Annotated in this window: 15 protein-coding genes; 12 read left to right on the forward strand and 3 right to left on the reverse strand. The window is 47.7% G+C overall.

Annotated elements, in window-relative coordinates; all coding sequences use genetic code 11:
* Positions 1-4 precede the first annotated feature (4 nt).
* Genes mreD through ICN34_RS03645 form a run of 3 tightly spaced genes read right to left on the reverse strand, consistent with a single transcriptional unit; the run spans position 5 to position 2,529 of the window.
* Positions 5-529 carry a rod shape-determining protein MreD gene (mreD, locus tag ICN34_RS03635; protein WP_072582599.1) on the reverse strand — a complete coding sequence of 175 codons (525 nt, stop codon included), beginning with the start codon at positions 527-529 and terminating at the stop codon, positions 5-7.
* Entirely contained in the window at positions 526-1,461 is a 936-nt protein-coding gene (gene mreC / locus ICN34_RS03640) for a rod shape-determining protein MreC (RefSeq protein ID WP_072582600.1), read from the reverse strand. The genes mreD and mreC overlap by 4 nt, the downstream gene beginning before the upstream one ends.
* 24 nt (positions 1,462-1,485) lie before the next feature.
* Positions 1,486-2,529: a rod shape-determining protein gene (locus ICN34_RS03645; RefSeq protein WP_068319852.1), complete on the reverse strand. Its 1,044-nt coding sequence runs from the start codon at positions 2,527-2,529 to the stop codon at positions 1,486-1,488.
* 59 nt (positions 2,530-2,588) lie between these two features.
* On the opposite strand from ICN34_RS03645, the gene gatC reads away from it, so the two are divergent.
* The 12 genes from gatC to ICN34_RS03705 all read left to right on the forward strand — a co-directional run bounded on the left by gatC (position 2,589) and on the right by ICN34_RS03705 (position 13,916).
* Positions 2,589-2,882 carry an Asp-tRNA(Asn)/Glu-tRNA(Gln) amidotransferase subunit GatC gene (gene gatC / locus ICN34_RS03650; protein ID WP_215358758.1) on the forward strand — a complete coding sequence of 98 codons (294 nt, stop codon included), beginning with the start codon at positions 2,589-2,591 and terminating at the stop codon, positions 2,880-2,882.
* On the forward strand, positions 2,879-4,396 hold the full coding sequence (gene gatA, locus ICN34_RS03655; protein WP_216120822.1) for an Asp-tRNA(Asn)/Glu-tRNA(Gln) amidotransferase subunit GatA: 1,518 nt from the start codon (positions 2,879-2,881) through the stop codon (positions 4,394-4,396). Before gatC ends, gatA begins: the two co-directional genes overlap by 4 nt.
* Positions 4,393-5,865 carry an Asp-tRNA(Asn)/Glu-tRNA(Gln) amidotransferase subunit GatB gene (gatB, locus tag ICN34_RS03660; RefSeq protein WP_202816818.1) on the forward strand — a complete coding sequence of 491 codons (1,473 nt, stop codon included), beginning with the start codon at positions 4,393-4,395 and terminating at the stop codon, positions 5,863-5,865. Before gatA ends, gatB begins: the two co-directional genes overlap by 4 nt.
* 27 nt (positions 5,866-5,892) lie before the next feature.
* Positions 5,893-6,567, forward strand: coding sequence for a DUF484 family protein (locus ICN34_RS03665; RefSeq protein WP_216120824.1), 675 nt, complete (start codon positions 5,893-5,895; stop codon positions 6,565-6,567).
* On the forward strand, positions 6,548-7,549 hold the full coding sequence (locus ICN34_RS03670) for a tyrosine recombinase XerC (RefSeq protein WP_216120826.1): 1,002 nt from the start codon (positions 6,548-6,550) through the stop codon (positions 7,547-7,549). The genes ICN34_RS03665 and ICN34_RS03670 overlap by 20 nt, the downstream gene beginning before the upstream one ends.
* Before the next feature lie 69 nt (positions 7,550-7,618).
* Positions 7,619-8,689 (forward strand): GTP-binding protein, encoded by a 1,071-nt coding sequence (locus tag ICN34_RS03675; protein ID WP_216120828.1) that lies wholly within the window; start codon positions 7,619-7,621, stop codon positions 8,687-8,689.
* Positions 8,690-8,911: 222 nt separating this feature from the next.
* Positions 8,912-9,289 (forward strand): RNA polymerase-binding protein DksA, encoded by a 378-nt coding sequence (dksA, locus tag ICN34_RS03680; protein WP_072582887.1) that lies wholly within the window; start codon positions 8,912-8,914, stop codon positions 9,287-9,289.
* Positions 9,290-9,302: 13 nt separating this feature from the next.
* Positions 9,303-10,205: an acetylglutamate kinase gene (gene argB / locus ICN34_RS03685; RefSeq protein ID WP_072582606.1), complete on the forward strand. Its 903-nt coding sequence runs from the start codon at positions 9,303-9,305 to the stop codon at positions 10,203-10,205.
* 10 nt (positions 10,206-10,215) lie between these two features.
* Positions 10,216-10,866, forward strand: a complete 651-nt coding sequence (gene slmA / locus ICN34_RS03690) for a nucleoid occlusion factor SlmA (RefSeq protein ID WP_072582607.1) — start codon at positions 10,216-10,218, stop codon at positions 10,864-10,866.
* The gene (locus ICN34_RS03695; RefSeq protein WP_072582608.1) at positions 10,863-12,002 is read left to right on the forward strand and encodes a homoserine O-acetyltransferase; all 1,140 of its coding nucleotides are present in this window, start codon (positions 10,863-10,865) and stop codon (positions 12,000-12,002) included. The genes slmA and ICN34_RS03695 overlap by 4 nt, the downstream gene beginning before the upstream one ends.
* Positions 11,999-12,592, forward strand: coding sequence for a methionine biosynthesis protein MetW (gene metW, locus ICN34_RS03700; RefSeq protein ID WP_072582609.1), 594 nt, complete (start codon positions 11,999-12,001; stop codon positions 12,590-12,592). The genes ICN34_RS03695 and metW overlap by 4 nt, the downstream gene beginning before the upstream one ends.
* A complete protein-coding gene (locus ICN34_RS03705) occupies positions 12,585-13,916 on the forward strand; it encodes an MFS transporter (protein ID WP_216120830.1) in 1,332 nt (443 codons plus the stop codon). The genes metW and ICN34_RS03705 overlap by 8 nt, the downstream gene beginning before the upstream one ends.
* The last annotated feature ends 14 nt before the right edge of the window (positions 13,917-13,930 follow it).

Genomic DNA, 13,930 nt, shown 5'->3' on the forward strand with positions numbered 1-13,930 from the left:
CTTCTTAAAGGGGTCGATTGTGATCAACATCTATAGGGCGACGTTGCGGCGCAAGCAGGATGCGGGTGGCTAGCGGCCAAAGCATTGCTTCAATCAAAGCCTGGATCGCACCTGTTAAAGCCCACCAATAGAGTTCACCGCTGAGCAGCCAGTGCGCCAGCACAGGAAATAGCGATACCAATAAGAAGATGGGGAGTAGGTGCAGGGCTTGGGAAAGAACGGTCAGAGCCACAATGCGCCTGTGCCATGAGATAGCAAGGTAGGCGACCAGAGAGTAACTAAAGGCGTGCAATCCTAATAAATCGGAATTATGTACATCCATCATCAAGCCCAAAATGAAGGCCGTGATGACACTGACATAGCGATGCTGATGAATATTCCAAAAAACAATACACAGGATTAACCAATCTGGCACCCAACCGTAATTACCAATGGGTAATAGGTTTAATAGCAGCGCGCAAAATAGGCTGAAATAAATAAAGACCGGATTTACCGGGCGCAGAATATAGCCGCTCTGGAAATCGATCATTGCATGCCTCGCGCGCGAGTTTGGCGTCTGCCCGGCGTATTGCTGAGCGGCGCACCAGAAGTGGATTTGTTATTCACAGTTGCCGCTTTGGCATCAAGTTGCGGATCGTACAACAGTGCAAGCGCTTGACGATAGCGATTTACTGCCGCAACGGGAACACAAAAGACGTTAGAAGAGTTCTTATCAACATTGCGCTCTATTTTGCTAATCACTGCTACTGCAAACCCTGGAGGGTAAACGCCATCGATCCCCGAGGTCAGCAAAATATCGCCAACTTCCAAATCACTGGCTACCGGTAAATAGCGAAGTTCCAGTGGGTTGCCGCGCCCTGCGCCGAATACGGCTGCACGAAGGCCGTTGCGGGCCACTTGGACTGGAACGGCAAAATCACGGTCCTCCAACAGGGAAACCTCAGCAGAGCGCTCATAGAGACGGACCACTTGGCCCAAAATCCCGGAATCATTGGCAATCGGGTTGCCAAGCTTTAGACCATCATTACTGCCGCGATTGATTACGATGCGTTGTGAAATTGGATTGGGTGGGTTAAACAGAATTTCTACCGGCAATGTTTTGAATGGAACCTGTTTTTGCAAAGTCATGAGCTCGCGCAGGTTTTGGTTTTCCACCATCAAAAATTCAGATTGATTTGCCAGCAAAGAAAGCTCTGCCTGACGTACTTTCATTACTTGATTTTCTTGATCAAGAGTCGATCTGGTTGTGAAATACTCAGACGTTGCTTCAAAGGCATTGCGCGGCGCCATCATGACATATTCAAGTGGGCGCAAAATCCAATTGATGTTGTTGCGAATGGGGTCGAGTGCTTTGAAACGAAAATCGATCAGCATCAGAGCGATGCTGATCGACAGACAGACAATCAGTTTAAGTAAGGCCGGAATGCCCTGTCTGAAAAGTGGTGGAGCGCTATGTTGCAATTCCCTGGTCGACGTGTAGGTCGCTTACTCGTGCGAGAACACTCCGCCTAACTTATCCATGCGCTCGAGTGCGATACCGCAACCACGAGCCACGCAAGTTAAGGGATCTTCTGCCACATGAATTGGCAAACCAGTTTCTTCAAGCAAGAGGCGATCGAGGTCGCGCAATAAGGCTCCCCCGCCAGTAAGCATCATGCCGCGTTCAGCAATATCGGACGCTAACTCAGGTGGGATCTGCTCGAGAGCTGCTTTTACCGCAGTCACGATTTGATTCAACGGATCAGTCAACGCTTCAAGAATTTCGTTGCTAGTAACGGTGAAGCTACGTGGAATACCTTCAGAAAGATTGCGACCCTTTACTTCCATTTCGCGCACTTCAGCGCCAGGGAAAGCTGAGCCAATCGTTTTTTTAATCAGCTCAGCAGTTTGTTCACCAATCAACATCCCGTAGTTACGACGAATGTAATTGGTAATCGCTTCATCAAACTTATCGCCACCAACACGAACAGAGCCTTTGTAAACCATGCCACCTAATGACATGACGCCAACTTCAGTTGTACCGCCGCCGATGTCGACAACCATCGAACCCGCAGCTTCTGAGACAGGCAAGCCAGAACCAATTGCAGCTGCCATTGGTTCTTCAATCAGAAATACTTGTGATGCACCAGCGCCTAATGCAGATTCGCGAATCGCACGACGTTCAACTTGGGTAGATCCGCAAGGAACGCAAATGATGATGCGTGGACTTGGCTTTAATAATTTGCTTTCATGCACAAGTTTGATAAATTGCTTGAGCATTTGTTCGGTGATGGTGAAGTCAGCGATAACGCCATCCTTCATTGGGCGAATGGCCTCAATATTCCCTGGAACACGACCCAACATCGCTTTTGCCTCTTTGCCGACGGCCAAAATGGTCTTTTTGCCGTTTGGCCCACCTTCTTGGCGAATTGCCACAACAGAAGGTTCATCGAGGACAATACCCCGCTCACGCATATAAATTAAGGTGTTAGCGGTTCCTAGGTCGATGGCTAGGTCATTGGAAAAGTAGCTGCGGAAAAAACCAAACATGATGTAGTGGGAAAATAGAAAGTGTTAATGAAAATATATAGGAATGATACTCTCGTCCCATGAAACTTGATGATGTCCAGCGCATTGCGCACCTATCTAGGCTTGAGTTAAACCAGGCAGAAGCCGAGGCAGTTTTGCCTCAATTGCAGGCCATTTTTTCCTTGGTTGAGGAAATGCAAGCCGTTGATACAAGTGGTCTTGAGCCTTTGGCTCACCCAATCCTCTTTTTGCGTGATTTGGCCCAACCCATGCGTGTTGACCAGGTTACTGAATCAGACCATCGTGCCGAAAACATGCAATCAGCCCCTGCTCAGCACGACGGCTATTTCTTGGTGCCAAAGGTGATCGAATGAGTTGGCACAACACCCCTATCGCTTTGATGGCAAAAGCACTGGCTGCAAAAGAGGTTTCCAGCAAGGAGTTAACCCAGTACTTTTTGGATCGTATTGAGGCTGGAATGCAGTGGAATGCATACCTTGATGTGAATGCTCACTTAAGCTTAGAGCAAGCAAATAAAGCAGACCAGCTTATTTCATCTGGAAAAGCTGGTAAGTTGACGGGTATCCCCGTTGCCCACAAAGATGTCTTTGTAACGCGTGGCTGGAAGTCCACTGCGGCTTCCAAAATCTTGGCTGGATATCAAAGTCCTTTTGATGCCACGGTGGTTGCCAATCTGGGAATCCCAGACGAAGGTAATCCCCATGGCGCTGGAATGGTTTGTTTGGGTAAAACCAATATGGACGAGTTCGCGATGGGCTCGTCTAATGAGAACTCTGCCTATGGCCCTGTTTTAAACCCATGGAATTCTGCCCACGTAGCTGGTGGTTCATCTGGCGGCTCGGCTGCAGCTGTTGCGGCTGGTTTGGCTCCAATTGCGACTGGCACAGATACGGGCGGCTCCATTCGTCAGCCAGCAGCATTTTGTGGATTAACCGGTATTAAGCCCAGTTATGGGCGCGTGTCGCGCTACGGCATGATTGCTTACGCTTCCTCGCTAGATCAAGCTGGGCCGATGGGCAAAACTGCAGAAGATTGCGCCTTGTTGCTGTCTGCAATGTCTTCGCATGATCCGCGTGACTCTACCTCCTTGGCTGATTCTGGTGAAGATTACGGTCGTTATCTCAATCAACATTGGAAGGAAGGTAATACCAATCCCGCAAAACCATTGGAAGGTTTGCGTGTTGGTTTGCCAAAAGAATTCTTTGCTGAAGGTTTGGCAAGCGATGTAGCGAAATCCGTTAATGAAGCAGCCAAGCTTTTAGAAAATTTAGGCGCTACATTGATTGATGTGAGTCTGCCAAAAACCAAGCTCTCTATTCCGGTGTATTACGTTTTAGCGCCGGCAGAAGCATCGAGTAATTTGAGTCGCTTTGATGGCGTGCGTTATGGGTATCGTGCCAATGAGTATCGCGATCTCAATGATATGTATGCCAAGTCACGTACCGAAGGTTTTGGTGCCGAAGTTAAACGCCGCATCATGATTGGAACGTATGTTCTTTGTCATGGTTACTATGATGCTTATTACCTGCAGGCACAAAAAATTCGTCGCATTATTGCGGCAGACTTTCAGGCTGCATTCAATCAGTGCGATGTCATCCTGGGGCCTGTAGCCCCTGATGTGGCTTGGCGTTTGGGCGAGAAATCTAAAGATCCCGTGCAAATGTATCTAGAAGATATTTATACGCTTTCTACAAACTTGGCAGGTTTACCGGCGATGAGTGTCCCATGTGGATTTAATGGAAATAGTTTGCCTATTGGCATGCAACTCATTGGCAATTATTTTTCTGAAGCACGCTTGTTGCAAGTGGCGCATCAATATCAGCAAGCCAGCGATTGGCATTTGCGTCCAGCAAGCGAGGTGGCATGATGCAATGGGAAGTCGTCATTGGTCTAGAGACCCACGCTCAGCTACAAACTCAATCCAAGATTTTTAGCGGTGCAAGTACACGCTTTGGTGCAGCCCCAAACACGCAAGCATGCGCAGTGGATTTAGCGCTACCTGGTGTTTTGCCGGTGCTTAATCGTCAGGCTGTTGAACATGCGATTCGTTTTGGTTTGGCAGTGAATGCGAAGATTTCGCCAGCAAGTATCTTTGCCCGCAAAAATTATTTTTATCCTGATCTACCTAAGGGCTATCAAATCAGTCAGATGGAGATCCCGGTGGTTGTTGGGGGTCATCTGGAGATCTTGGTCGGGGATGAAATAAAAGTAGTTGAATTGACTCGCGCCCATATGGAGGAGGATGCTGGTAAATCCGTCCATGAAGAGGGCTTTACAGGTCCTCATGGCGAACCTTCTAGCGGGATTGATCTGAACCGCGCAGGTACACCACTCCTCGAGATCGTGACTGAGCCAGTCATGCGCAGCGCTGCTGAAGCCGTTGCTTATGCCAAGGCTTTGCATGGCTTGGTGGTATGGCTTGGGGTTTGTGACGGCAATATGCAAGAAGGCTCTTTCCGTTGTGATGCGAACGTCTCTGTGCGTCCCAAAGGCCAGACTGAATTTGGTACCCGTTGCGAAATTAAAAACTTGAACTCCTTCCGCTTTTTGGAAGAAGCCATTCAATATGAAGTGCGTCGCCAAATCGAGCTGATTGAAGATGGCGGTACCGTTGTTCAAGAAACCCGACTTTACGATCCTGATCGTGGTGAAACCCGCAGTATGCGCAGTAAAGAAGATGCTAACGACTATCGCTACTTCCCCGATCCTGACTTATTGCCCGTTGTGATTGATGATGCATGGATTGCAGATGTTCGCAGCAAGATGCCTGCATTGCCTGCGCAATTACGTGAGCAGTGGCAAAGTGAATTTGGATTAAGTGCCTACGATGTGCAGTTGCTCACGCAAGATCGTGACACCGCAAAAGTATTTGAAGAGCTATTAGTAATCGTAGGTAAGCCATTGGCAAAAGCCGCGGCCAATTTAATTGCTGGTGAATTTGCTTCCTCTTTAAATCGTGCAGGTATTGCTACTGCTGACGCGCCATTAAAAGCGGAGCATTTAGCGCCATTACTAACGCGTGTGGCAGATGGCACTATTTCTAATAAGATCGCTAAAGATATCTTTGCCATTCTTTGGGAAGAGGCTATCGCAGGTAAAGCTATCAGTACCGTTGATCAAGTCATTGAAGCCAAAGGGCTGAAACAAATTAGTGATAGCGGTGCTATTGAAGCCATCATTGATCAGGTGTTAGCGGCTAACCAGAAATCGGTTGAAGAGTTCCGCTCGGGCAAAGAGAAGGCGTTTAACGCTCTCGTTGGCCAGATCATGAAAGCCTCGCAAGGCAAGGCAAACCCTAGTCAGGTAAACGAACTCTTGCGTAAAAAGCTTGGTTAACCAAAGAACATATTTAGAAAGAAATACATGAGCGCAATCGATCCAAAGCAAGCCGAACAAGAAGAATTGGTTGCAGAGTGGTTACGTGTAACCCCAGGCTTCTTTGAGCGTTACGCTGATCTCTTTAATGAGATTCGGATTAAGCATCCACATGAGGATCGTGCGATCTCTTTGCAAGAGCGTCAGATGACGGTATTGCGTACACAAAATCAAGAGCTCAATCGTCGCTTAAGTGAGATGTTGCACTTTGGAAGTCGTAATGACAAAACCCAACAAAGTTTGGTTGCTTGGTTATTGCGTTTGATGAAGGCCAACAATAAATCTGATGTGGAGTCTGCAATTACCTTAGGTCTAGCCGAAGTATTCGAAGTGGAGTCTGCACAATTACTGTCGCCTAACTCTGCTTTTAGCCCTTGGATAGATACCCCGTTATGCGGCTCTGCTAAGGAGTTGGCAGCAGCTAGCGTAGATTTGTTAGCAAGCCAGACAAGCATTAATCCTGAATGGCAAAGCATGGTGGCCATTGGGTTGCCATTAGGCAAAAGTATTGGTGCCACTCAATCGCCCGCGGTGTTGCTGTTAGCCAGTAAGGATGAATCCCGCTTTACGGCGGATATGGGCGCTTTCTATTTGCGTCAAATTGCCGAATTAACTGCTGCAGCTTTGGATCGCATCCAGGCTTATGAAATTAAAGTCGACTGAACTACATCCTCTCATGCAAGAGTATTTGTATGAGTTACATGTGTTGCGTCAACTTTCGCCGCATACGCTTAAAGCGTACGGCATGGACCTGAGTGACCTGCAAAACTTTGCTCTTGAAGACAGTATTGAGTTGTTAAGAGTGAGTAACGGCCATGTACGTCGTTGGGCCGGCCGCTTACATTCCAAAGGTAAATCTTCAAGAAGTATTGCGAGAGCCCTTTCAGCATGGCGAGGATGGTATGACTGGCTTACTGAAAAAGATGCCAGGCGCGATGCCCGTGCCGGCAAGGTAACCAGCAATTTAATTGCCAATCCGGTTGACGACGTCAAGGCGCCCAAGCGTCTGAAGTCTTTACCCAAGGCATTATCCGTCGAGCAGGCGCTTTCCTTGGTAAACCAAGCAGTCAAAGAGGCCGAAGAAAAAAAGGATTTGGAATCCATCCGCGATGCTGCCATTATTGATTTGCTATATTCCTCTGGCTTGCGCCTTTCAGAGCTCTTGGGGATTGATGTCATGCAAAGCAAAGATCGCCAACAGGAATCTGCTGGCTGGTTCGATTGGGATGCTGCTGAAGTAACGGTTTTAGGTAAGGGCGGCAAACGACGCTCTGTTCCAGTTGGAGCCCCTGCCATGAAATCACTTGCTACATGGCGAGAGCTGCGCGATGCTGGAACTTATCCAGAAGAATCCATCGCCTTGTTTTTGTCGGCAACAGGTAAGCGCTTATCGCCGCGTACGGTGCAAGCGAGATTGCGTACTTTAGCCATGCGTGCTGGTTTGCCCACTCATGTGCACCCTCATATGATGCGCCATAGCTTTGCCAGCCACGTGCTGCAATCCTCACAAGATTTAAGAGCGGTGCAGGAGATGCTGGGGCACGCCAGCATTGCTAGTACCCAGATTTATACGTCTTTAGATTTTCAGCACCTAGCTCAGGCATACGATAAAGCGCATCCCCGCGCAAAGGCTGGCAAAGGCTGAGGAACTCGGTAAGATAGAAGGTTTCCCGCTTTGGGAATTGTTGGCTTTTAGATTTTGATTGGATCATCCATGGCATTAATTCCAGTAACGATTTTGACGGGCTTCTTGGGAAGCGGCAAAACTACTTTGCTTAAACACATCCTGACTGAAGAGCATGGCAAAAAAATTGCCGTCATTGAGAATGAGTTCGGTGAAGAGAATATTGATAACGACATCTTGGTGCAAGATAACCAAGAGAACATTGTGCAAATGAGCAATGGCTGCATTTGCTGCACCATTCGTGGCGATCTCGTGGATGCTTTAAATGAGCTTTGGGAGCAGCGTAAAGATAAGAAGATTAGCTTTGATCGCGTTGTCATTGAAACTACAGGTGTTGCTAATCCTGGCCCCGTCGCTCAGACATTCTTTATGGATGATGATGTAGCAGATCATTATGTTTTAGATGCTGTAGTGACTCTGGTGGATGCCAAGCACGGTCAGCAACAACTCAATGAGCACGAAGAGGCTCAGCGCCAAGTTGGCTTTGCCGACCAAATCTTTATTACTAAGACCGATTTAGTGACGCCTGCTGATGTAGATGCCTTACGTAATCGCTTAATGCATATGAATCCAAGGGCGCCTATTACAGGCATTTCTAAGGGTGTGGTGCCCTTGAATGCTGTCTTAGACCTCAAGGGCTTCAATCTCAATGCCAAGCTGGATATTGACCCTCATTTCTTGGAGCAGGACGACCATGACCATGCGGATTGTGGTCACGACCATAGTCACGATCATGATCATAGTACCTGTGGCCATGATCATAGTCACGACCACCAGCACCAACACCATGGCCATGCTGGCCATACTGATCGTATCCAATCCTTTGTTTTTCGTAGTGATAAACCCTTTAATCACAAAAAGTTGGAAGACTTCCTGGGGGGCATTTTGGAGGTCTTTGGAGAGAAGATGTTGCGCTATAAAGGCGTGCTCTACGTGAAGGGAAGCAGCCGAAAAGTAGTGTTCCAGGGCGTTCACCAGATGATGGGCAGTGATTTAGCTGGCCCATGGGGCACAGAACCCAAGCAAACCCGTATGGTCTTCATAGGCATCGATTTGCCCAAGGACACCCTATTGGCAGGGCTTGAGGGCTGTTTGGCCTAGCAAGATTCGGGTACAATCCGCCGCCACGGCCCATATTGATGAATATTAATAAAAGGGCCGTAAAAGTTTGGCAGAATGAGGCAATAATGCTTCAAACCAGGAAAGAATGAGATGACGGTAAAAACAGCAACAAAACCAGCAACCGCTGCAAAAGCTAGTAGCAAGGCTGCGAGCGCTAAGGTTGCAAAAGGTGCTCCATTAACTGAGGCAGAGTTGCTCAAGATGTCCGACAAGGACTACATGAGTGCTGCGCAGTTAGATTTTTTCCGTCAAAAACTGCTCACTCTTAAAAACGACATTTTAAAGAATGCCTCTGAGACAACAGAGCATCTGCGTGAAAATATTTTGGTTCCTGATCCTGCCGATCGTGCAACGATTGAAGAGGAGCATGCATTGGAATTGCGCACGCGTGACCGTGAGCGCAAGCTGCTCAAAAAAGTAGAACAAGCATTGGCGCGCATTGAATCTGGCGACTATGGATGGTGCGAAGAAACTGGTGAGCCAATCGGCTTGAACCGTTTAATTGCAAGGCCTACAGCCAATTTATCTCTTGAGGCTCAAGAGCGTCGTGAACTCCGTCAAAAATTATTTGGCGAATAAATTTTAAGTAGCGATGACTAAGCATTTACCAACTATTAGTGATATCTCTCCTTTATTAAAGGCGGAGATTCTTGCTGAGGCTTTGCCTTATATCCGCGCGTATCACGGCAAGACTATTGTGATTAAGTACGGCGGAAACGCGATGGTGGAAGAGCGCCTCAAAGAAAGTTTTGCGCGCGACGTTATCTTGTTAAAACTGGTCGGCATGAACCCAGTAGTGGTTCATGGCGGAGGCCCACAAATTGATGAGGCCTTAAAGAAGATTGGTAAGACCGGCACTTTTATTCAAGGTATGCGCGTAACCGATGAAGAAACCATGGAAGTAGTGGAGTGGGTTCTAGGTGGCGAGGTGCAGCAGGATATTGTGATGTTGATCAACCACTTTGGTGGCCAGGCTGTTGGATTGACAGGTAAAGACGGCGGCTTGATTCATGCTAAAAAAATGATGATTCCGAGTGACACGGAGCCAGGCAAAAAAATAGATATCGGTTTTGTTGGTGAAATTGAAGCAATTAATCCTGCTGTTGTTAAGGCTCTGCAAGATGACGCGTTTATTCCGGTGATTTCTCCTATTGGCTTTAGTGCAGAAGGCCAGGCTTACAACATTAACGCTGACTTGGTGGCTGGCAAGATGGCTGAAATTCTTCACGCAGAGAAGTTGGTCATGATGACTAACATTCCGGGCGTGATGGATAAAGACGGTAAGTTACTGACAGATTTAACTGCGCGAGAAATTGATGCACTCTTTGCTGATGGCACTATTTCTGGTGGCATGTTGCCGAAGATTTCTTCTGCATTAGATGCGGCTAAGAGCGGCGTGAATTCAGTGCACATCATTGATGGCCGCATTGAGCATTCTTTATTGTTAGAAATTCTGACCGAGCAAGCGTTTGGTACGATGATCCGCTCTAGATAAGTAGATAAACATGCGCGAGTCCTTAGAGCCAGCAAACATCAACGACAGAAACGCTGACGCTGGTGTAGCTCGTAAGCGCCCTCGCCCAGGCGAACGCCGCTTACAGATTCTGCAAGTGCTTGCTGAGATGTTACAAAACCCGAAGGGTGAGCGTGTCACTACGGCGGCTTTAGCAGCCAAGATTGAAGTATCAGAAGCGGCTCTATATCGTCACTTCGCCAGCAAGGCGCAAATGTTCGAGGGCCTAATTTCTTTTATTGAGCAAACTGTTTTTGGATTGATTAATCAAATTAATCAAAAAGAAGAATCCGGCCTTGCTCAGGCGCGCGGTATCTTGCAAATGCTTTTATTCTTTGCTGAAAAGAATCCTGGCATGACTCGTGTTTTATTGGGCGATGCTTTATTGCAAGAAGATGATCGTCTTCAAGAGCGCATTACTCAAGTGCTCGATCGTGTCGAGGCATCTCTTAAGCAAGCTCTACGTATCGCCCAAACCCAAGGTGGCAATTGGGCGCAGTTGGGTCAGGAAGAGGTCAGCATCCGTGCTGCAATGTTGATGAGTTTTGTTTTGGGTCGTTGGCATCGCTTTGCCCGTAGCGGATTTAAGAAGCTGCCAACTGAAGCCTCCGATGTTAGTCTGCGCCTTCTCCTGTCAGAATGAGCGAGCTACACCTCTCTAGAAATACTATTCATTTTGCCGAGCCCCTGCCTTTGCAGAGTGGCGCCATCTTGTCTGGCTATGATTTGGTAATTGAAACTTATGGCAAGCTCAACGCCGATAAAAGTAATGCCGTTCTCGTTTGTCATGCGCTCAATGCATCTCACCACGTAGCGGGACCAAGTCCAGATAATCCAGAAGATATTGGTTGGTGGGACAACATGATTGGCCCGGGCAAGCCAGTGGATACCAATCATTTTTTTGTCATAGGCGTTAATAATTTAGGTTCTTGTTTTGGTTCTACTGGGCCAATGAGCATCAATCCTGCTACCGGCAAGCCATATGGCGCAGATTTTCCGGTGGTCACGGTTGAGGATTGGGTGAATACTCAGGCCCGCCTGGCTGATAAATTGGGCATTCGTAAGTTTGCTGCAGTGATGGGCGGAAGCTTGGGCGGCATGCAGGCTATGGCTTGGGCCATTCAGTTTCCTAAGCGCATAGATCACTGCGTGGTGGTGGCATCTACCCCAAGGCTGAGCGCACAAAACATTGCTTTCAATGAAGTGGCGCGTAATGCCATTCTGTCTGACCCTGATTTTCATGGTGGTAACTATTACGAGCATGGCGTTGTACCAAAACGCGGTTTACGTTTGGCGCGCATGGTTGGTCACATCACCTATTTGTCTGATGATGACATGGCAGAAAAATTTGGACGAGAATTGCAGCGCCCTAATGGCGAGTCAAATGACTATCGCTTCAGCTTTGATGTTGAGTTTGAGGTTGAAAGTTACTTACGCCATCAAGGTGATAAGTTTTCAACCTACTTTGACGCCAATACTTATTTATTGATTACACGCGCACTAGATTATTTTGATCCTGCACGTCGTTACGATGGCAGTCTGAATCGCGCCCTAGCGGAAGTACAAGCCAAGTTTTTGGTTGTCAGCTTTTCAACCGACTGGCGCTTCCCACCGGATCGTAGTCGCGAGATTGTGCAATCTTTGCTGAGCAATAAGAGTGAAGTGACCTATGCTGAGATCGATGCGCCACATGGGCATGATGCTTTCCTGTTGGATGACGAGCGTTATCACAACCTGGTCCGCGCTTACTTTAAGCAAATGCGTGAGGTTCAAGCATGAGCAATTTTAATAAGCGTGCCGACTTTGCTGCCATAGCTAATTGGATTGCACCCAATACTCAAGTCTTGGATCTCGGTTGTGGCGATGGTAGTTTCTTGGAGTTTTTACAGAAACAAAAACCGGTTCACGCTTATGGCGTTGAGATTGATGATTCACGCGTACTCTCTTGCGTGCAAAAGGGTTTGAATGTCATTCAGCAGGATTTAGAGGGCGGCTTAGCGCTCTTTGAAGATGGTAGTTTTGACACAGTTGTGCTGTCACAAACTCTGCAAACTATTCATCAAACTGAAAAGATTTTGCGTGAGGTAGTGCGGGTAGGGAAGGAGTCGGTGATCTCCTTCCCAAACTTCGGACATTGGTCTCATCGATTGGCTGTTGGTCTTGGCCGCATGCCAGTTTCTAAGAGCTTGCCTTACCAGTGGTACAACACGCCTAACGTACGCGTACTCACGGTTGCTGACTTTGAGAAGTTAGCCTCAAGCCTTGGCCTGAAGGTAATCGATCAATGCATCTTGCATGAGGGTCGCCAGGTGACTTTGATGCCAAATTTATTTGGTAGCCTCGCTTTATTCCGCATTCGTCGTGCCTAACAAGCAACTCCATGTAGTGAAGTCCTGGCTTCAAGACTTTCGGGTTTATCTCGAATGGCCTTGTTTGCGCATGTTGTTCTTGGGCTTCTCCGCAGGACTTCCTCTATTACTTATTCTAGGAACACTGAGCTTTTGGCTGCGTGAAGCCGGCATTGATCGCAGCACCATTGGTTACTTAACTTGGGTTGGTTTGATCTATGCTTTTAAGTGGGTTTGGGCTCCGCTTGTGGATCGCCTACAAATCCCACTCTTAACTCAATTGTTTGGTCGCCGTCGCAGCTGGTTACTCTTTGCGCAAGCACTCATTATTTTGGGCCTAGTCGGTATGTCGACTTTAGATCCCAAGCTGGCACTCAATTCCATTGTTTGGTGTGCGCTCTTGGTGGCTTTTGGATCTGCCACTCAAGATATCGCATTAGATGCTTTTCGTATCGAGTCAGCTAATAGTGACCATCAAGCAGCCCTTGCTGCTACTTATCAAACTGGATATCGTCTTGCCCTAATTTGGGCTGGCGCCGGCGTGCTTTGGCTTGCTGCTCGGGCTGAAACAGGCAGCGGCTACGACGCCAGCGCATGGCAGTTTGCTTATCTTTGTATGGCAGCTTCTATCGGGGTGGGAGTGATTACAACGCTCTTGAGTAAAGAGCCAGCAAGATACGAATTAGCCAAAGTACGCACTGCTAAGGCCTGGCTTTATCAAACCTTGGTTGAGCCATTTGCAGAATTTATTACGCGCTATCGCTGGCATGCCATTTTGATTTTGTCTTTAATTGCCATCTACCGTATTAGTGATGTCGTGATGGGCATCATGGCCAATCCGTTTTATGTTGATATGGGTTACACCAAAGATGAAGTTGCAGCCGTCAGTAAAGTATTTGGTGTGGTGATGACCTTGGTCGGCGCTTTTGTAGGCGGTGTGCTCACATTGCGTTTTGGCGTGCTGCGAATTCTATTTGTGGGTGCAGTTCTCTCGGCGGTCAGCAATGTATTGTTTGCTTGGCTGGCCACTCAAGGACATGATTTACATGGTTTGATTTGGGTCATCTCTGCAGATAATTTAAGTTCTGGTATCGCTAGTGCAGCCTTTATAGCTTTCTTGTCATCACTTACTAATATCCGTTACTCAGCTACCCAGTACGCCCTGTTTAGTTCGATGATGCTGCTCTTGCCCAAATGGTTGGCGGGCTTCTCCGGAGTGTTTGTTGATAACTTTGGGTACCAAGCATTCTTCTACGGCACTGCCATTATTGGCGCCCCAGTCCTACTTCTTATTTGGGCAACGATTCATTTCAAGATCGTGCAGACCAAAAAAGAGGGGGAGTAAAAGCGGAGTAATGG

The sequence above is a fragment of the Polynucleobacter sp. Tro8-14-1 genome (assembly GCF_018881655.1).
Taxonomy (GTDB): Bacteria; Pseudomonadota; Gammaproteobacteria; order Burkholderiales; family Burkholderiaceae; genus Polynucleobacter.